The following is a 17155-nucleotide window of genomic DNA, read 5'->3' as shown; positions in this document are numbered from 1 at the left end:
AAGTTATCAAATTTTGCTCATATTATATGCTGCAATCACCATAAGTTCACTTCCCATGTTGAGCCTATCTTTCTGGACTGAACCTATGCAGTCAGCTGTAATATTACATTGCTTGCCCAGCGTATGACATTTTTAATCGTCTATACCTTTTCCATCCAAAATGTGTTGATAGTACTTTTCGATTCTTGATTCACGTGTTTTTGCTTGTTTTGCCTGATTGAAATAAAATAAATATCCTTTCTGACGGCCCGGTGTTAAAGATGAAAAAGCAGCTTTAAGTTCTTTATCCTCATTTAAGGCTCTTGCGAATTCGTCCGGAATCGGATAATCTTCAGTCTTTCGCATAATGACTTTTGCTCCGGATTTTTCAACGGTTATGGCCTCTTGGATATAATCAGCTATTGTCTCGCTCAGGTTTATAATTTGTTCAATACTGGTAAATCTCAACTGTCTGCCGGACTGCACGTTTTCAGTTTGTTGAATTAATAGTTGTTTTGGATCTTTTAGCAGCACGCCTTTGTGAAATAATAAGGCGCAGTAATCTTTAAATCCATGGATCAGGACAACATTCTTCCCCTCAAAGGTATAGCAAGGGTGCATCCATTTGTAATCTTCCACGAGAGCCTTGTTTTCGGTGACTATTTTTCGTAATAAATTGAATTCTTCGTTCCATCTCGAGGCATTTTCGAAGAAATGTGCTGCTTTTAGGTTCATTTGTTGCTTTGGTTTAGTGAAAATTTTAGATTTATGCGAGTTTGGACACCATATCCTGAAGTCTGTTATGCGCCATATTAATACCCTGAGCGAAAGGCATCCGGAAGAGCTGGTCGCGAAACTCAATGGATTGAAAGACAATATGCATGATCAGTTTGCTGCTCGTGTCGGTTATCTTTTCGAAGTTTAGGTATTCTAATTGGACAGGGAAGGGAGTACCTTCCATTTCAAAAGTTCTAGTGATTTTCTCGTTGGGTATAAATTCGTGTATCGTTCCGTTGGCTTTGAAGGCGACCATATTGTTGTGGAAGGTTTCAAAAGCAAAAGAGCCATGTCGTTTATTCTCCCATTTTGACACCTTGGTCCCCATCCATTGCTCGAAGATTTCAGCTTCTTCATAAGCTTTGAATAGCAAATGAAGGGGTAAGTCAAATTCTCTGGTAATCAAAATTTCCTGTTTACCATCTTCGGCATGGATTTTTGTTTTCTTTTCCATTTTATTTGTCTTTATAGTTTTTCATAATTTCTTCCAATTTATTAAAACGGTCATCCCACATGCTACGGAACGGCTCTATAAAATCTGCTATTTCTTTCATTTTAGGTGCGTTGAGCTGGTAGTAAATTTCACGGCCATTTTGTTCAGATTTAAGCAGTTCACATTCACTGAGTATCTGCAAGTGCTTGGACACGGTCGGTCTTGCGGTATCAAAGTTTGCGGCAATAGCCCCTGCCGTCATTGATTGCGAAGCCAAAAGAAGGAGTATTGCCCTTCTCGTTGGGTCCGCAATGGCTTGGAAAACATCTCGTCTTAAATTCATTATGAAGTTATTTAGCTACAAATATATGTGTCGCTATTTAACTACGCAAGTTTTTTTTATTTTTTTATGTGATATATGGGAGTTATTTGTCAATTATAAAATCAGTAACAATGATATTGCATAGGTTTAACTTGGAAATAGGTCGCCGAAATACGAATAGAAGTTAAACTTCAACGAATTTAAAATAGTCATGGGCGAATTGGAATTCAATAAGAGATTTGAAGAGATTAGTTTTAATTTAGAGCGATAAATTATACGATAATATTATGAATGCAAATTTATCTTATATTAAAAAGTTAACTGTTCTGGCAACAAAAACCTTATTTAAGTGCTATATGTTAGCTATTCTGTCAACAGTATTGTACCTCATAGTCGGATACCTAGTACTCAGAAGCAATGCAGATGGTGCCTTCTTTTCAATGAACGGCTCCGTACAGACCGTTGGAAAGTTCCTCTGGTTGACTGGATTGATCCTTTTACCGATACTTCTTTTCTTATTTAGCAATAAATATGTTTTCTCGACGGTGGCCGGTAAGGTAGTGGAGGAAAGACAGGATGATCTTATCATACCAGCATTGGACAAAGTACTATTGGTTTTTCAATCCAACCAGCCTGACCTCGTTCAAAATGCGGGTGATTATACTTTTGCGAAACTCAAGTTGATCAACGAAGTGAAAAACACAAAGATTGAAAATCCATGGATCAAGCGCATTGTGGTGTTTGGCTTGAACAAGATAAGCTTTGACAGCTTAGATCTCGACAATAATAACAACTTTTATGATATTGTGAAGTCCAAATTTATTGCTGTATTGGAAATGCTGACAGAGGCTGACAATAGACCTTTTTGGGTCTGTATCGCTATTCAATGGCTGATTATTCTGTTTGTTTGGTTTGCTGGTTCGGATGCATCTTTGGTCAGCGGATAAATTGACTGTGAATGATGTATAAAATGTTTTTAGCGAAAATAGCACATGGCAAAGTTGTCTGCCGAATCGGGCGGGAGTTCAATAAGAGGGAAGCGTTAAGTGTAAAAAAGTAAAATCGTATTATGAATGAGATTATTATAGAATTTGATAATAAAAAGCGGCTGAAATTAGTATGCTTAGGAGTGGTGTTCACCGTGGCGGCGTTGGCCTTTGCTTACTATATTTTCTTTGTTGCTGAGAAAATAAGAATTGCTCACGGTACAATGATGTTAATGTTGGGATGTTTGGGAATCTATTTTATAATTGTCGGTCTAAAAAGCTTATTTGACAAAGATCGGACTGGTCTTATTTTGAATTCGGATGGTATACATTTTAAGGGAACACCCTTGGGTAAAGCGATAGGCTTAATAAAATGGAATGCGGTGCAGTCTGTATCGGAGGGAATTGCCCATCGTTCTCCATTTGTCTCTTTGAAATTGCGGAATCCAGAAGATCATATTCAAAATCTTTCATCGCAATTGCAACAATTTGTTATCAGCAATGGAATAGCCGTGACGGCCGATCAATTGGCTGTTGATTTCAATGAACTTAAAAGTCTGATCGCAGATTACCACCAACGGTATCGCCAATAATGGATTGCGTGATTCGTCAATGCTGGGCAGTAATCTTGATAAAATAATAGCTTTAGAAAATGAAAAAGGTAATTGTAATCATGTTATTCTTGCTGTTCGTCCAGGCTGCGCTGCGGGCAAGCGAATGTTATCATTATCATACAAAGAGAACTTATAAAATTGTTCTTGTAAAAGGTAGTCCTTTTTTAGAGATTACTGTTATGGATCCTAATGGTATTAGCATGGAGCATCAACGATGTATATCCATGTTGCAGGTAGGTAACGATGTGAAAATGATAAATCGAAATGGGGATAACATGCTTCTGATGGATGATGATGCTTACTATTTACTTGCGGCCGAATTCTCTGATGTTAATCAAGTAACGCCTGTAAAAATTGCAGATAGAAAAGATGTGCAGGCTACATTTGATGCAGATCTACTTTATATGCATGGAAAATGGTTTTCTTTTTCATTTGATCCATACGCAAAAAAAATAACCAAGACAGCAACCAAGTTGTTTCCTGACAAACCTATTGTACTCGCCCAATTCCAAAACCGTAGATACCTGCTCAAGGACGATAAACATATCTATTGCTATGAGGGGACACAGTTAACCGCTGAAATAATAGAGGGGTTGAATCCCGCGACCATCCAATGCCTCAAACTAGAAAATAATGAGGATAAATATTTGCTTACGGATGGGAATACTGCATACATTTATGATGTCAGTATTTTTGAACAAATGGATGTTACCGAATCGCTTCTGAGTTTTGATCTGAAACGGCCGTTTACAGTTAAAGAGGTAGCCCGAAACTGGCTGAATTCGTTTGTTGATTTTAATGATGGAAATATCTGGTGCTATATTTCGGCGGGACTGGATTTGCAGGACGGTACAACTGCTTACTTGTATCCAGTAAAAGCACGTTGGCTGAATGCGCAGCATGAATTTATCAATAAAGAAGGTAAGATATATTATAATGGCTGGGATTTAATCAATGATCAGCCGCCAATGAACCTGAAAGCTGTTGCACAGCCAAGGTTATTGGAGATTACTGCCTCAGGATTCTATTTTGATGGCACAGCTTTTTATAAAGACCAAGATGGAGAGGGAGCATTGGAGCCTGTTACCTGGCTCAATAAAGACAGCAAGTTTGTCAATGGAGTCTATTCCTACCAAAAAGGAATTCCCAATTTCTTTGATGATGGTAGGCAATTGGTATTTGATGATAATAATACCTTGGCGAAGAAAAGAACAATAGCACATCAGTCCGCTTTAAAAGATCTGAAACTTGCCTACGCTTATGACGACAAATTGCTGATAGAAAATAAAGAGATCCCCAATAGTGCAGATCGGGAGAGCATGGAATTGCTTGGTTCTACAGTGGATGTCATTGAAGGTTGTGATGGTGGCAGGGGACAGATACCCGTGGTGATTGAATACAACTATTTTTTTCGCGATAAAAATCATATCTATGGTTACCACTCCGGTGATCAGGCATTGACACTGATTAAGACTGTCGTGCCTCATACCATAGAAAAAGATAATTACGAGCAGTTGAGGGAATTAAAGAAAAAAATGCTGGATTGACGCATTGCCACTCTTATTCTTTATTTTGAAATTCCACCATTGCTAAATTGGTCTAGGATAGGTTGACTTCTTTAGGTTATCCAATTGTATTGACTTAAAAAAATTGGACGTTATTTATTCGAAGCCTATTTTAATTAAAAATTGCGAAATAAGAGCACTCGTAATTTGAGTATAGGATATTCTAGAAGCTTTTTTACCCCGAGGATAAACGCGATAGCGTAGCAATGCAGTATTAGATAGTAACGGCAGGAAATTAAGGTAAGAATAGAGTGAAGTAGGACTTGGGTATGTCTGCTGTCAACCTTCGGCTTGTATATGGACTAGGTGGGGACCAAGTTAAGACCAAATTAACACCAAACTCGCCCTGTAGGCAGGTTCAGTGCACAGTGAGTCCACCTTGAGTCCACCTTTTAAGGTGCTTTCACGGTACGTGCACATTTTTTACAAGTCGGGAGCAGGGCGAGCATGGGGCGAACTTGCCCATAAGCTATTTACAACAAAGTCCCTTGAAAACTGCAATATTTATAGTTGTCATTTTTACTCGAATTTGAAATTTATTAAAAATGAATAAAATGCTTGACATCAGGGTTTTGCCGTCGTATCTTTAGGTATGGGGATAAATGATAATTAATTTATCAGAGGCCAGCTTCGATTCTAGCTGCTTTTTGGCTACACTAAGGATATGGTGAACAGTATCTATCTAATCTAGAAATATTTGTCTATGGATCTGATGATTGGGATTGTAGCTTTAGAGATTTCAAACTAAAAGATTTGAATTAATGTAGCGTAGAGAAGGGCTAATGCTCTTGTGATATTGGATAATGAAATTAATCAAGCTTGAATGTTGTGGAAAGCTTTCATTATATATTTTAAAGTAACATGAATTATGATAAGATATTGGCTTACATTTAACTTGGAAAATTTTGCTGATCCTCCTTTTGGGATTAAATTAGGTTGTGGAGTTACCGCATTATCTAAATACGATGCCCTTAAAATAGTGGAAGAAAAGATCTTTTTTAACACAGCTATACCTCCGATATCTTCAATTATTGGTGATATTGACGTATCTAGTCTCGATGAAAATCATATTATCCCAAATATGTCATCTCCTACTATGCGAGGAATTTGGTTCCCGTTAGGCTATCAATAGTTTGAAGTTTTAACTTTTTTATGAGAAATAGAGATTTGTTTATTGAAGATTTTATACAGTTGTTTCTTGATTTGAAGGAAGAGATATTGGACTAGGATCATGATTTTTCTATAACCTTACAGATGGGACTTGGGAAAAATTTATATAATGCAAACGAGGAATTGATTAAAAAAAATATTGAATTATGGAAAAATGGGCAGTCATATAAAAAGTTTGACTAACGTACGTTTGACAGTAACGTTAGTTTTTTTTCTATTTTTCTTGTTAAACAGTTTTGGACAAGGAAAAATGCAAAATAATATTTCAGGAAGCTATGAATCATCAAATAAAAAGTATTTACTTCATTTAATACAAGTAAATCCATCGTCTTATTACTATGAATTCTTACCGAGAGATATTAATGATTCAATTGCAATTTCGAAAATTAATAATGGCGTTTTGGATGAGCAGTTAGAAGACGATTTTTTTATTACAAGTTGTACGGGAGCATTTCAATCTGGTTTTGAATTTAGATATTCAGAAGACGATATCATGGTAGGTATATCTCGTTTTAGTTATGATTATAGATATTCAGACCTAACAGGAAAATATTCAAAACTTAAGAATGATGAAATGCCTAAGCCTCATTATGATATGTTTTATAGTAAAGATAAATATCAGATGTATAGGGGAGCTGTCAAATCTAAAGAATTATATTTGTGTTATTACCCTTCTACTTCCACAAAAGATAAAATGGTAAAAATCAATAAAATGACCAAATTGAAATTATTTACAACAGTATTTAATTTTGCACTTGGTGATATGTCATATAGATATTATTATGTAGAAATGTCGAATGGGAACAGTAAAGAATTTGGTTGGTTAGATTATCGTGACCTGAAATATTTCAAGTTCCTTAGTAAAACATAAATCAGCTGGATTACATGGCGAGATTCTATGATGCGGAGATCGGTCGGTGGAATGTGGTGGATCCGTTGTCGAAGAAGATGAGAAGGTATTCGCCATATGATTGTGCATTTGACAACCCGATCAGATTTATAGATCCCGATGGCATGTATCCATTTCCAATATTGAAATATAATGGCTATGGAAGATATAGTTTTAAACCCGCTACAACCTTTTTACTAAATGCGACTACTGGTGTGGATATTAATTTGATTAAAAAATCTGGTGATCCTTGTATTGGACGTCATAATAAACCTGAACCTCAGAAAACACGAAAATCAAGAGATGGAAGAAATCTATAAAACACCTAATTAATAGGTGCTTATGACCTTAAAAACGTTGAGGAAGGCCAATATAAAGAATAAAAAGCTATAGACGAGCACGGTGGTGTCGATAAATTGGATAATAAGCGTAATGAAGTAAATAAAGACAGAATGAAAGAACTGAAAGAAAAATTTAAAAAAAATGATAAATAGCACTGAAATCAAGGAGTTTTGGTCATGGTTTGAGGAGGTATATAGTGAATTTGAAGAACAACTGGATAATTCATTTTTAATCAGTGATTTAGATAGTAATGTTTGTTCATTAGGTGATTTCACTTAATAGAAGTGCGAAGCTCGGGGACTTCGCATTTTTTGTGCACCTGCATGTGCGATAACTATAGGTGTAAACTTCGCGAACCAGCCATTCCAGTAGGCAGTGTTAACCGAAGATAGGGTGTAAGTGCTTCATATTGAGGTGCAATTTGAAGCACTTTAATTGCCACACCTAGCTATCTTCGGGTAACAATTTTACAGTTGTTATTTTTTGTACAACTGCTCATATAGGTCGATAACTTTTTTCTGAAGTTCGATAATTTCGTCGTCACGTTGTTGCAACTTTTGCTTAATTGCGTCTATCTCGTTGACATAGTCTTTAATCTCTTCTGTGTCAGAAGAAGATAAAAGCTGTAAAACCGAGACATTAAATAACTTTGAAATTTGGATTATCCGAGAGAGATTAATATCTGTGATTCCTGCTTCAATCTTAGAAAATGCTGGAATTGATATATCCAATTGTGTTGCAGCATCCTTTTGGCTCCAGCCTTTTTGGTGTCTAAGTAATCTAATTTTTTTTCCTAATGTGCTCATTTAAAAATTAATTAAAGTTTAAGATACGGAAAATATTCTTTTAATTAGAATATATTTGATTTTTTAAAATTTTAATGATTATGTGGAGAATACATTATGACAGAGGTTAGATAGGGTCTTCGCATATTGTGACTTCATAAAGCTGAATACTTTACCTACGATGTAAACGGTAACGGTGTTACAAATTCAAGGGGTGAGATTACAGAGACAAATTAGCAAAAATTATGTTTTGGGTTAGATAAAGTATGACTGGTACCATTTTTAAATCATACTTCGAAACTGACTTGGAGAAATATGCTGCCTTTTCTTAAAAAAAGTGCTGAAGTGGGAGGGTCCCTCAAACCCCAAGCTATAGGCAATTTCAGAAATCGCCCATGAACTATGCTTCAACATTATTTTTGCCTCCCGAAGTATTCTGTCAGAAATTAGATCAGAAGTAGTTTTTTGAGTAGTATCTTTTACGGACTTATTAAGATGATTGACATGGACAGCCATTTGATCAGCGAATTCTGAGGCACTTCTGAGTCGAAGCCCATCCATGGTATTTTGGATCGGAAATTGATTTTCCAAGAGATCTAAAAATAAGGTAGTCAAGCGCTTTGCGGCGTTGTTTTTCTCAGGGAGAAAGTATGTGGAAGGTCGCATCTTCATGGCAGAATGTATCAGTTGCAAGATGTGACTTCTAATGGAATCATTTTTATACTCAAAATTTGACTTCTGTTCTTTCATTATTTGAGCACATATCTGTATAAGTGAATTTTTTTCGTTGCTTGTTAACTCATATACAGGGAATCCTCCAGGCTGAAAAACAGGATATTTCTTTATATTTCCGAATTCGTTAAAAAAAGATTCCGTAAAGATACAGCTAAATCCAAACTGCTTTACATCAAGCGGTTCCCAATCATAGGGAATAGATGGGGTAGCGAATAGCAGACCGTTTTCCATGATCTCAAAACTTTTATCCGCATAATGGATCTTACTCTTACCAGAGACCACACATATCTTAAAATAGTCCTTTCTCCCATAAGTGACGGGTTTGGCATACTGGGGAGAAAGTTCTTTTATTTCAAAAATATTAAAATGACCTTGTGGACTATTGAGGTCGAATGATTTAACAAATTCATGCCTGGCATAATATTCTTCCAGTGTCTCGGGTTTTGTCATACTTAAGCGCCTTAAAAGCTTGATTGATTCTCTTAAATGGCCAAAAATACTGTTTTTTTTCATAGTATATCTATTTAAAAAGATAAGTCCAAATAGCTAAACTACTTGGACTTTATTGCTGCATATTTTACGCTTGTACAAAGTCTGCAAGAGGTGCATTGATCGATTCAAGTGCGACCATTGGATTCCAAAAGTCGACATATTTCAGAATCTTACCTGCTGTATCAGTGGTCACCACCGAAATATATTTTTGGATATAGGGCTTACCTGTAGATAATGCATATCCATCACTCGTAAACTCTGCTATGACAAGTGTCGGCTCTTCGGTCAGATGAAAATGGAGGTTTTCGAATTTGACTTTGAAGTGTTTTGGAAAATTTTTCATGTAGTCAAATAGTTCATCTTTTCCGCTCACTTTCGTAGGGAAATCCTTTGGCCCATATGGAAATTCCAGTACACCCCTGCCGTCGAATAGGTCTACCCATTTTTCGATCTGACCTGTTGACAAAAATTCCAAATGGTTTTTAAATGTCTGTTGTGCTGCATTTCTGATTTCTTCTTTAGTTTTCATTTTTTCTAATTTTTAAGATTTAACAAATACCGCTATTCAGCAGTTATATTTTCTGATACAAAATTAGCCCAGAAAACAGGCTCACTGTTTTAAGAAATCAAAGGAATACTTTAACAGATCAATCATTATGGGCAGCGAGTTGAAAATTTTAAAGTTTAAGAGGGTCTCTGTTAGTAAATTTAAATACTTTTAGTAAATTTCGGATTGGATTACAGGTGATAACAGTGGTGGAGATGGGTAAAATTCTAATATAAAGAAAGGTTACTATTCTCATTACAAATTCAAACTCAAAACAGAGAGCTATATCAATGAAATAAAATATAAAAAATCAAGCAACAATCTGGAATGAAGTTAATTAATTATTTTTCTGATCCCAACGAGGCAGTTTTGACAACATCATTTGTCTTGAATAAGACGGATCAAATAACTAGAGTGTATCATCATCAAGAGGATGGAATGTGGGAATTTATTAGTGAAAGAGCGGTTGAAGAATCGGACTATAAAGTTATTTCTATGGAAGAGATATTGAACATAGATGAGGGGCTGTTGTCTCTTTCTGATATGGAGCCTGGCTTTTTTGCTTATAGAAAAGAACCGAATGTTGCTTTTGAGATAAAAATAATAGAAGAGTAATTTTTTTTGTTTCAGCGCCCAATCTTTCTCGGATTGGGCGTTGTAGATAATGTAAGCGCTACGATGCGATTGGTTGATTTAAGGGAAAACAATGTTGCATCACAAAATATTTTAAGTGATGCTCTCAATACACTTGGAAAAGTAAATGATGGAATATCTGGTTTAGCTGAAGGATTAAAGACTAATGGTTTTAATAGTGCAAAGTTGTATATTGGCCAAATACGGCCAAGTGTCGCATATGGATTTAGAGTTTACATGAAACCTGTAATTCAAAGTAACATTGGAAAAAGTTTAGGCCGTACAGCGAACATCGCTGGCATTACAATTTCTGCTGCTACCGTTGCAAATACTTATTTAGAAGAGGGATATCGAGGGCCAAAAACTACAATGGAAATGGGAAAGGCGGCAACAGGAATGGCAGGGGCATGGGCAGGGGCCAGAATAGGAGCCGCCGCCGGAGGTGTCTAAGGTTCATTCTTTCCAATTCTTGGGAATGGGGTTGGCGCTATTGCCGGTGGTATTATAGGAGGAATTGCTGGAGGAATAGGGGGAAGTTTAATTGCTGAGGAAGTATATAATTAAAATGGATACAATAAAAATAAACTTTAACATTAAAAGAAAAATATTAATTATAATAATGATGTTAGCCTTTATTATAATTGGCATGTGGCTGCTGCTTAATGCCGAATATCTTTCAACGAAATGGATAATTCATAATTATTTGGTGATTGAAATCATAGGGGGATTAACTATTTTTATTTTCGGATCAATGCTAGTTCTCTCATTTAAATTAATGATTAGAAAAACTGCATTGATTATCGAAAAAGAGGGATTTACAGATTTGTCGAGCGTAGGAGGTGAAGCTGGATTTATAAAATGGGATGAAGTTAGAGATATTCAGCAAATAGAAATAAATGGTACAACGGTAATCAAAGTATTATTAATTGATCCAATCAGTTTTATAAATAGAAGACGAAGTCTTTTTTCCCGTTTATCTTTGAAAAGAAACTACTCTACTTATCGAACTCCAGTGATAATACCGATGTTTTCATTAAATATTTATGTTGATGACCTGGAGAAAATACTGAGAGATTATTGGGATCAAGGTAAAAAAATGTAAATTGTGTTCAAAATTTTGGGTTATAAGTCTGGAGGTGGAAAAAATTATTCCATATTTAATTACACAGTAGGTGCACATATGGGACCAAAGGCAGATATTGTGGCGGTTAACGGAGTAAATAAAAGACCATATGAAAAATTTTAAATGGGATTATATTGTGTATTCAGGATTTGTCATTGTGATAGGAATAATATTTATTCGGAGCTATTTTAGACAAAAGGTAGAATTTAAAACAGATTATAATTTTGAAGTTACGGATGTAGAGATTACCGCGAAAAAAGGAATTATTCTTTATGACGGTGATAAAAAAGTTATTTTTTCTTTGTTTTCATTAAGGGATTATGAGGGAGTTAAAAAAGGAGATTTTGTGGTAAAGGAAAGCTATTCTCCCTATCTCTTTATCTATAGAAAAGATAGCTTGGGTGTAAAACAATTGTATTTAAAAGTAAAAGGATATAATACCTGGATGTTCCATGGGTTTGATGATTAGGATAGATGCTTAAAATAAGAGTAAGACCGGATAGCTATTGGCCCCGCTGTCCTTGCGGCACGTCTGAGCCAATAGACTAAACATAGAAACCATCAGAGCTAATAACATTACACCAGCATGGTATACCGCGGGTGGGTCATTGGGATTTCCTCTCGGTGGTGGAAGTGTAGGTGGTGTTAGTCAAACTTATCCGGTAACCCCTTCACAATTTAAATAAATTAGAAAATGAAAAATTTTAAGTCGAATTATTTTGATAGCGGTGACGTTAATTCGTAGTTATTTTAAAGCGGGAATTTAGAACAGATTATAATTTTGAAGTTACTAATTTGGAGATTACCGCGAAAAAAAAAGTTACATTGTAAAGCGGTGATAAAAAGATTGCTTTTTCTTTGTTCTCTTTCTAATTTGGAAAGTAGCGAGGTTTGGTTTTGATACATATCAAGGATATAAATCCGGGACAGTTGGAATGGATATGACTTTAGGAATACCTATACCCTACATAAGAAGGCAGCCTGAACCATCTACAGGTCGTATTGTAACTGGAGGCGATCCATTGGATCTGAAAGGAACTAAGCCGATTTTTGTTCCACCATCTTTTCAGACTGGTAATTATGAGTTTGATAATCAAGGATAGTTTTATGTTGTTTGTTTTATTGATTTTATTAAATCTTAGCTCTTGTAAAAATATGATTAATGAGGATGTATGCCCTTTGGATTTTTATACCCAGTATAGACAATTTTATTTGACTGATGGGGCTGATGAATTTCCTGATAGTGACCTGTGGACAGAGCAAACTCATCATGAAAGAATGGCTGTAAATAAAGGTTTTTTAGCTGTAGGTACAGAATGTTATGGTCCAGTAAAGGGGCAGTTGGAAATAAAGAATGATGGATCTAATATTGAAAATTTAGAGGAATATGATCATGTTGTTGAAGGTAAAATCGATATTGAGAAAGGTGTTTTACAAGTTCAGGACTGTCCTACATCAAGTGTAGTTCAAGAAGTTGAGCTACCATCGGGATTGTATAGTGTTCGGGTTTATTCAAAAGGTTTGACGACTGTTGAGGGGGATGAAGGAGATGATTTTTATCGTATAGTTATTTGGCCAGCTACGAATAATGATAAGAAAGTAAAGGTCTTAAAACAATACACTCCGTAGTTTCGATATTACTGAAGACTAGTATATAAACAGCGGTGCCAATCTTGAAAAAGGTTGGCACTATTGTTTATTTATTGTGAAGTAGTCAAGACTTAATCTGACAGTTGCAATAAATTAACAACTGTAAAATAGATTAGAGTTATGACAACACAAGAAAAAATCATCAAGAACAAACTGGGTGTTTTAGAACTTGCCCAGCATTTAGGAAATGTATCAAGAGCCTGTAAAGTAATGGGCTATTCCAGAGACAGCTTTTATCGATTCAAAGAATTGTATGATCAGGGAGGCGAACTTGCGCTTCAGGAACTTTCTAGAAGAAAGCCAGTGTTAAAGAACCGAGTAGAAGAACATATTGAAAAAGCTGTTGTGGATTTGGCATAGACCAACCCGCTTTAGGTCAATTACGGGTATCTAATGAGTTAAAAAAGCAAGGGATATTGATATCATCTGGAGGAGTTCGGAGCATATGGATGCGCCATGATTTGCAAACTTTTAAGCTTCGATTAAAGGCTTTAGAAGCAAAATCGGCACAGGAAGGTATTGTTTTGACGGAAGCCCAGCTTATAGCACTGGAGAAAGCTAAAGAAGAAAAAAAGGCACACGGCGAAATAGAAACGTATCATCCTGGATATTTAGGAGCGCAGGACACTTATTATGTTGGAAATATTAAAGGAGTCGGGCATATATATCAACAAACTTTCATAGATACCTATTCCAAAGTCGCTTTTACAAAACTGTATGATCGGAAGAATGCATTAGTTGCCGCAGATATGCTAAACGACCAAGTGGTGCCATTTTTCGAGCAACATGACATAAGATTGTTAAGGATATTAACAGACCGCGGAACAGAATACTGTGGTGTAAGAGATCAGCATGAGTATCAGCTCTATTTAGCAATCGAAGATATAGATCACACGAAAACCAAAGCAAAAAGCCCTCAAACAAATGGCATTTGTGAACGTTTCCATCGCACAATTCAAGATGAGTTTTATGCAGTTGCATTCAGAAAGAAAGTATATCGTAGCATTCAGGAGCTCCAAAATGATCTAGATCGTTGGATGACTTACTATAATCAGGATCGTACCCACACTGGAAAATACTGCTTTGGGAAGACACCTAGGCAGACCTTCGACGATACAATTTATTTGGCAAAGCAAAAGATGCTGGAAACGCTAACACAAGATCAACTTGTTACTTATCCAATACAGGAGAATAAGCAACAAGTCACATCTTTAGATTTTGAAGAAACATCACTATATTCGAATAGGCAATCTGACAATTTTTAAGAACACCTAACTGTCAGATCAAGTAGTGGCTATTACAATGATCCGGCAGTAGGACGTTGGCTGACAGTGGATCCGATGGGGCAATATATTTCCCCTTATGTGAGCATGGGGAATAACCCTGTAAGCATGTTTGATCCTAGTGGCGGCTGGAGTTGGTTAGGGGCTTTTATAAGAAGAGTAGATTCCTGGATAGCGGGAGAAGATCCTGGAGAATTGAGAAAGTTCGGTGACGAATGGGGATATAATACTGTATCCAAATCTAATGATTTTACGATTACGTCACATTTCACTGGCGGAAAGTCATTAGGTAGACAGTTTTTAGATGGAACCCCTGTTGTAAATTATGCTCTACGCAGTGGAGATCAGCTTGTTGCGAAGGATTATGCTGGAGCAAGTATTAGTTTGCTTACTGGTCTTACTGAGGCCTTTACATTTGGATATAGCACATTATGGAATAAACCTGCACAATTTGCTTTGTCAACTACAAGTGCTCCAATTGTTGAGGATGTTGCCGCTAAGACGGGATATAGTATGACTTCCTCAGCCGTGAGGTCAGCTTTGGCTGATAGAATTGGTAAAAGAGGATTTACAGAAGTTGGATATCAATTTCAAAAGCATTTTGGTAGAGGAGGTTCTTGGGGAGATGCAATTTCTCAAGGAGCCAAATTGAATCCAGCTACTTTTAATGAAGCTGGGTATAAAACATTTCAAGAAATTTGGAAAGCTCCAGGATTGTTTCAGAAAGTTGGGGGATTTTTAGAGAAAAGACTGCCAGATGGAAGGGGTATAAGATTGCAGGACAATTGGATGTTTAAAGGATTTTTTGATTAATCAATTTGATATGGTAACATCAACATTAATTGAAATAATTTTTAAGGGTGTATTTTCAACTTTGAATATTAGCTTTTTATCGGAGTTATTATTTGGAGCCAAAGAAATAAGGTTTAACCTTCCTGAACTTTCATCTTCCTATGAACTAGAAACGATCATTAAAATCTTCAATTTAAACAGTTATGTAGATCTAGTAATTACTACTGACAAGTTGAATGTAAATGGAAGAGATGTTAAAAATGTGTTTGTCAACATAGGACGAAACGACGATGACTTTGACCTGTTATTTTATTTTGATATTAAAGATTTAGATGGAAATAATTATAAGTTGAAAGTTGATCATTTAAAAACGTGGGCTAATAATTTCTGTGATAGGTATAATTTTAATTATTTCATAGGTCAAATGGATAATGCCAATGATGAGGAATATTACTTCGATAGTAATGGTATAGGACCTCTTTATGACAAGATAGGCCGCTAAGACGGGAATTGCAAATTCTAAAGCAATGGGCAGTGCTATGGAGCAGGCTTTAGGGATGTCGAGTTCTAAAACTGCAATCAATATCGGTGGTAGAACAAGATTTCCAGATAGATTAGCGAATGGGTTACTTGAGGAATCTAAGAATGTTAAACACCTCAATTTTACAGAACAGTTAAGGGATTATTTGAACTATTCGCAATAGAATGGTTTACAGATGATTTTGCATACTCGTCCAAGTACTACTTTTTCCAAACCACTTAAACAATTAATTGATAACGGAACTATTATTCACAATAAAGTTGTAGGCTTTTAAAATATTAATTATGGTTGATATAGAAATTTTAGAAAAGCGATGGGCAGAGTTGGCAAGCAAGCCAAAGACAAAAGAAGAAATAGAAGAAACTCTTTTATTAGCCAAGCAGATTGAGTTAGAACGAGCAAAAGAATATCAAGGATTAATAGATGAACTTGCTGTTTTAGATATTAAAATAAATTCTATTTGGGATTTAGTAAATACTAAAAGCAAGTACCCAAAAGCTATTCCTATTTTAATGAAATATTTACCGTTAGTAAACTATGTCAGAAATAAAGAAGGTATAGTCAGAGCTTTAACTGTTCCTGAAGCAAAAGGTATTGTAGTGCCTTTGTTAATAAGGGAATATTTGCAATTATCCAATGACAAGGAGAATTTAAAATGGGTCATTGGAAATGCTGTAAATGTAACAATCACAAAAAGTGAAGTGGCTAATATTTTTCCTATAGTACTAAACAAAGAGAATGGCTTATCAAGGCAAATGTTTGTATCTGCCTTAGGTAAAATAAAAGCAGAGAATGTAAAAGATGTATTACTTAGGTTGGTCAATGATGATGATAAGGTAATCAGTGATGAAGCAAAAAAATCATTAAAAAAAGTATCCTAACAGCGAGCCACCTAATCGGTGGCTTTTGTTATTTAGCGTATGTCTGTTTATTTGTAAAATCCCTGATGAGTGCATCAAGGGGTACGAAAATATATTCCTTGTCCTTATCGGAGAGCTTGGTGACTTTCTGCACCCTGTCGAGCGTGGCCTTGTCGAGTTCGAACCCCGAGTATGTAGGTGTACCCGGACACGAACACGGTGTTCTGTTTTAGCGGTAATTGCTCAAAGAATGGTAAGGCAATGGACACGATACAGTTTATCCAGGACAAAGAAAGCTGCAGCAAACACGAGGCTCATATAGGTCGATTACTTTTTTCTGAAGTTCGATAATTTCATCGTCACGTTCTTGCAACTTTTGCTTAATTGCGTCTATCTCGTTGACATAGTCTTTAATCTCTTCTGTGTCAGAAGAAGATAAAAGCTGTAAAACCGAGACATTAAATAACTTTGAGATTTGGATTATCCGAGAGAGATTAATATCTGTGATTCCTGCTTCAATCTTAGAAAATGCTGGAATTGATATATCCAATTGTGTCGCAGCATCCTTTTGGCTCCAGCCTTTTTGGTGTCTAAGTAATCTAATTTTTTTTCCTAATGTGCCCATTTAAAATTTTAA

22 protein-coding genes and 2 pseudogenes are annotated in these 17155 nt (G+C 35.8%); 16 read left to right on the top strand and 8 right to left on the bottom strand.

Translation table 11 applies throughout. The features are described from left to right. Nucleotides 1–132 precede the first annotated feature (132 nt). From G6053_RS16755 to G6053_RS16745, 3 genes are read right to left on the bottom strand one after another with little or no spacing between them, the layout of a single operon-like run. The gene (locus G6053_RS16755) at nt 133–714 is read right to left on the bottom strand and encodes a YdeI/OmpD-associated family protein (protein WP_108633673.1); all 582 of its coding nucleotides are present in this window, start codon (nt 712–714) and stop codon (nt 133–135) included. A gap of 31 nt (nt 715–745) precedes the next feature. Then, complete coding sequence (locus G6053_RS16750) at nt 746–1210, bottom strand: SRPBCC domain-containing protein (protein WP_165307295.1); 465 nt, start codon at nt 1208–1210, stop codon at nt 746–748. Between the two features lies 1 nt (nt 1211). After that, the gene (locus G6053_RS16745) at nt 1212–1532 is read right to left on the bottom strand and encodes a metalloregulator ArsR/SmtB family transcription factor (protein ID WP_108633675.1); all 321 of its coding nucleotides are present in this window, start codon (nt 1530–1532) and stop codon (nt 1212–1214) included. 266 nt (nt 1533–1798) lie between these two features. On the opposite strand from G6053_RS16745, the gene G6053_RS16740 reads away from it, so the two are divergent. The 6 genes from G6053_RS16740 to G6053_RS16715 all read left to right on the top strand — a co-directional run bounded on the left by G6053_RS16740 (nt 1799) and on the right by G6053_RS16715 (nt 7055). Next, nucleotides 1799–2458 (top strand): hypothetical protein, encoded by a 660-nt coding sequence (locus tag G6053_RS16740; RefSeq protein ID WP_165307293.1) that lies wholly within the window; start codon nt 1799–1801, stop codon nt 2456–2458. A gap of 122 nt (nt 2459–2580) precedes the next feature. Next, nucleotides 2581–3090: an STM3941 family protein gene (locus G6053_RS16735; RefSeq protein ID WP_165307292.1), complete on the top strand. Its 510-nt coding sequence runs from the start codon at nt 2581–2583 to the stop codon at nt 3088–3090. Between the two features lie 59 nt (nt 3091–3149). Continuing rightward, nucleotides 3150–4658: a hypothetical protein gene (locus G6053_RS16730; RefSeq protein WP_165307290.1), complete on the top strand. Its 1509-nt coding sequence runs from the start codon at nt 3150–3152 to the stop codon at nt 4656–4658. A gap of 886 nt (nt 4659–5544) precedes the next feature. Next, nucleotides 5545–5808 carry a hypothetical protein gene (locus tag G6053_RS16725; RefSeq protein ID WP_165307289.1) on the top strand — a complete coding sequence of 88 codons (264 nt, stop codon included), beginning with the start codon at nt 5545–5547 and terminating at the stop codon, nt 5806–5808. 192 nt (nt 5809–6000) lie between these two features. After that, nucleotides 6001–6717 carry a hypothetical protein gene (locus G6053_RS16720; RefSeq protein ID WP_165307287.1) on the top strand — a complete coding sequence of 239 codons (717 nt, stop codon included), beginning with the start codon at nt 6001–6003 and terminating at the stop codon, nt 6715–6717. Nucleotides 6718–6731: 14 nt separating this feature from the next. Beyond that, nucleotides 6732–7055, top strand: a complete 324-nt coding sequence (locus tag G6053_RS16715; RefSeq protein ID WP_165307285.1) for an RHS repeat-associated core domain-containing protein — start codon at nt 6732–6734, stop codon at nt 7053–7055. A 498-nt stretch (nt 7056–7553) separates the two neighbouring features. On the opposite strand, the gene G6053_RS16710 is transcribed toward G6053_RS16715, so the two are convergent. The 3 genes from G6053_RS16710 to G6053_RS16700 form a co-directional block, all read right to left on the bottom strand. Beyond that, the gene (locus tag G6053_RS16710) at nt 7554–7883 is read right to left on the bottom strand and encodes a helix-turn-helix transcriptional regulator (RefSeq protein WP_108637124.1); all 330 of its coding nucleotides are present in this window, start codon (nt 7881–7883) and stop codon (nt 7554–7556) included. Between the two features lie 261 nt (nt 7884–8144). Next, nucleotides 8145–9110 (bottom strand): AraC family transcriptional regulator, encoded by a 966-nt coding sequence (locus G6053_RS16705; RefSeq protein WP_165307284.1) that lies wholly within the window; start codon nt 9108–9110, stop codon nt 8145–8147. A gap of 64 nt (nt 9111–9174) precedes the next feature. Further along, nucleotides 9175–9618, bottom strand: a complete 444-nt coding sequence (locus tag G6053_RS16700; RefSeq protein ID WP_165307282.1) for a nuclear transport factor 2 family protein — start codon at nt 9616–9618, stop codon at nt 9175–9177. A 345-nt stretch (nt 9619–9963) separates the two neighbouring features. On the opposite strand from G6053_RS16700, the gene G6053_RS16695 reads away from it, so the two are divergent. From G6053_RS16695 to G6053_RS16645, 10 genes and pseudogenes are all read left to right on the top strand, one after another. Continuing rightward, entirely contained in the window at nt 9964–10251 is a 288-nt protein-coding gene (locus G6053_RS16695; RefSeq protein ID WP_165307280.1) for a hypothetical protein, read from the top strand. Between the two features lie 63 nt (nt 10252–10314). After that, complete coding sequence (locus tag G6053_RS16690; RefSeq protein ID WP_165307279.1) at nt 10315–10719, top strand: hypothetical protein; 405 nt, start codon at nt 10315–10317, stop codon at nt 10717–10719. A gap of 115 nt (nt 10720–10834) precedes the next feature. Next, nucleotides 10835–11371 (top strand): STM3941 family protein, encoded by a 537-nt coding sequence (locus G6053_RS16685; RefSeq protein WP_108637135.1) that lies wholly within the window; start codon nt 10835–10837, stop codon nt 11369–11371. Between the two features lie 130 nt (nt 11372–11501). Next, nucleotides 11502–11861, top strand: coding sequence for a hypothetical protein (locus G6053_RS16680; RefSeq protein ID WP_165307277.1), 360 nt, complete (start codon nt 11502–11504; stop codon nt 11859–11861). Between the two features lie 466 nt (nt 11862–12327). Then, nucleotides 12328–12495, top strand: a complete 168-nt coding sequence (locus G6053_RS16675; RefSeq protein ID WP_165307275.1) for a hypothetical protein — start codon at nt 12328–12330, stop codon at nt 12493–12495. Then, complete coding sequence (locus G6053_RS16670; RefSeq protein WP_165307273.1) at nt 12473–13021, top strand: hypothetical protein; 549 nt, start codon at nt 12473–12475, stop codon at nt 13019–13021. The genes G6053_RS16675 and G6053_RS16670 overlap by 23 nt, the downstream gene beginning before the upstream one ends. Nucleotides 13022–13162: 141 nt before the next feature. Further along, nucleotides 13163–14307: pseudogene (locus G6053_RS16665) on the top strand (IS481 family transposase). Nucleotides 14308–14433: 126 nt separating this feature from the next. Next, nucleotides 14434–15138: a hypothetical protein gene (locus G6053_RS16660; RefSeq protein WP_206531753.1), complete on the top strand. Its 705-nt coding sequence runs from the start codon at nt 14434–14436 to the stop codon at nt 15136–15138. A gap of 10 nt (nt 15139–15148) precedes the next feature. Beyond that, nucleotides 15149–15619 carry a hypothetical protein gene (locus tag G6053_RS16655; protein WP_108637138.1) on the top strand — a complete coding sequence of 157 codons (471 nt, stop codon included), beginning with the start codon at nt 15149–15151 and terminating at the stop codon, nt 15617–15619. Between the two features lie 323 nt (nt 15620–15942). Next, nucleotides 15943–16539 carry a hypothetical protein gene (locus G6053_RS16645; RefSeq protein ID WP_108637140.1) on the top strand — a complete coding sequence of 199 codons (597 nt, stop codon included), beginning with the start codon at nt 15943–15945 and terminating at the stop codon, nt 16537–16539. Between the two features lie 28 nt (nt 16540–16567). Here the strand turns inward: G6053_RS16645 and G6053_RS31020 are convergent. Then, nucleotides 16568–16699 (bottom strand): annotated as a pseudogene (locus G6053_RS31020) (RstR family transcriptional regulator); the annotation flags it as partial. Between the two features lie 96 nt (nt 16700–16795). Continuing rightward, nucleotides 16796–17143: a helix-turn-helix transcriptional regulator gene (locus G6053_RS16640; protein ID WP_165307270.1), complete on the bottom strand. Its 348-nt coding sequence runs from the start codon at nt 17141–17143 to the stop codon at nt 16796–16798. Nucleotides 17144–17155 lie beyond the last annotated feature (12 nt).

Source organism: Sphingobacterium sp. DR205 (genome assembly GCF_011064245.1).
GTDB classification, from domain to species: Bacteria; Bacteroidota; Bacteroidia; order Sphingobacteriales; family Sphingobacteriaceae; genus Sphingobacterium; species Sphingobacterium athyrii.
The sequence above is the reverse complement of the archived record's forward strand: the minus strand, read 5'-3'. Positions and strand labels throughout refer to the sequence as shown.

Bases quoted from the DNA above. Each gene is read 5' to 3' on its own strand.
- G6053_RS16655 (WP_108637138.1), top strand. From the start codon at position 15,149: ATGGTAACATCAACATTAATTGAAATAATTTTTAAGGGTGTATTTTCA.
- G6053_RS16755 (WP_108633673.1), bottom strand. From the start codon at position 714: ATGAACCTAAAAGCAGCACATTTCTTCGAAAATGCCTCGAGATGGAAC.
- G6053_RS16710 (WP_108637124.1), bottom strand. From the start codon at position 7,883: ATGAGCACATTAGGAAAAAAAATTAGATTACTTAGACACCAAAAAGGC.
- G6053_RS16740 (WP_165307293.1), top strand. From the start codon at position 1,799: ATGAATGCAAATTTATCTTATATTAAAAAGTTAACTGTTCTGGCAACA.
- G6053_RS16670 (WP_165307273.1), top strand. From the start codon at position 12,473: ATGAGTTTGATAATCAAGGATAGTTTTATGTTGTTTGTTTTATTGATT.
- G6053_RS16745 (WP_108633675.1), bottom strand. From the start codon at position 1,532: ATGAATTTAAGACGAGATGTTTTCCAAGCCATTGCGGACCCAACGAGA.
- G6053_RS16700 (WP_165307282.1), bottom strand. From the start codon at position 9,618: ATGAAAACTAAAGAAGAAATCAGAAATGCAGCACAACAGACATTTAAA.
- G6053_RS16705 (WP_165307284.1), bottom strand. From the start codon at position 9,110: ATGAAAAAAAACAGTATTTTTGGCCATTTAAGAGAATCAATCAAGCTT.
- G6053_RS16685 (WP_108637135.1), top strand. From the start codon at position 10,835: ATGGATACAATAAAAATAAACTTTAACATTAAAAGAAAAATATTAATT.
- G6053_RS16690 (WP_165307279.1), top strand. From the start codon at position 10,315: ATGCGATTGGTTGATTTAAGGGAAAACAATGTTGCATCACAAAATATT.
- G6053_RS16640 (WP_165307270.1), bottom strand. From the start codon at position 17,143: ATGGGCACATTAGGAAAAAAAATTAGATTACTTAGACACCAAAAAGGC.
- G6053_RS16720 (WP_165307287.1), top strand. From the start codon at position 6,001: ATGGGCAGTCATATAAAAAGTTTGACTAACGTACGTTTGACAGTAACG.
- G6053_RS16680 (WP_165307277.1), top strand. From the start codon at position 11,502: ATGAAAAATTTTAAATGGGATTATATTGTGTATTCAGGATTTGTCATT.
- G6053_RS16675 (WP_165307275.1), top strand. From the start codon at position 12,328: ATGGATATGACTTTAGGAATACCTATACCCTACATAAGAAGGCAGCCT.
- G6053_RS16730 (WP_165307290.1), top strand. From the start codon at position 3,150: ATGAAAAAGGTAATTGTAATCATGTTATTCTTGCTGTTCGTCCAGGCT.
- G6053_RS16660 (WP_206531753.1), top strand. From the start codon at position 14,434: ATGTTTGATCCTAGTGGCGGCTGGAGTTGGTTAGGGGCTTTTATAAGA.
- G6053_RS16750 (WP_165307295.1), bottom strand. From the start codon at position 1,210: ATGGAAAAGAAAACAAAAATCCATGCCGAAGATGGTAAACAGGAAATT.
- G6053_RS16695 (WP_165307280.1), top strand. From the start codon at position 9,964: ATGAAGTTAATTAATTATTTTTCTGATCCCAACGAGGCAGTTTTGACA.
- G6053_RS16725 (WP_165307289.1), top strand. From the start codon at position 5,545: ATGATAAGATATTGGCTTACATTTAACTTGGAAAATTTTGCTGATCCT.
- G6053_RS16645 (WP_108637140.1), top strand. From the start codon at position 15,943: ATGGTTGATATAGAAATTTTAGAAAAGCGATGGGCAGAGTTGGCAAGC.
- G6053_RS16715 (WP_165307285.1), top strand. From the start codon at position 6,732: ATGGCGAGATTCTATGATGCGGAGATCGGTCGGTGGAATGTGGTGGAT.
- G6053_RS16735 (WP_165307292.1), top strand. From the start codon at position 2,581: ATGAATGAGATTATTATAGAATTTGATAATAAAAAGCGGCTGAAATTA.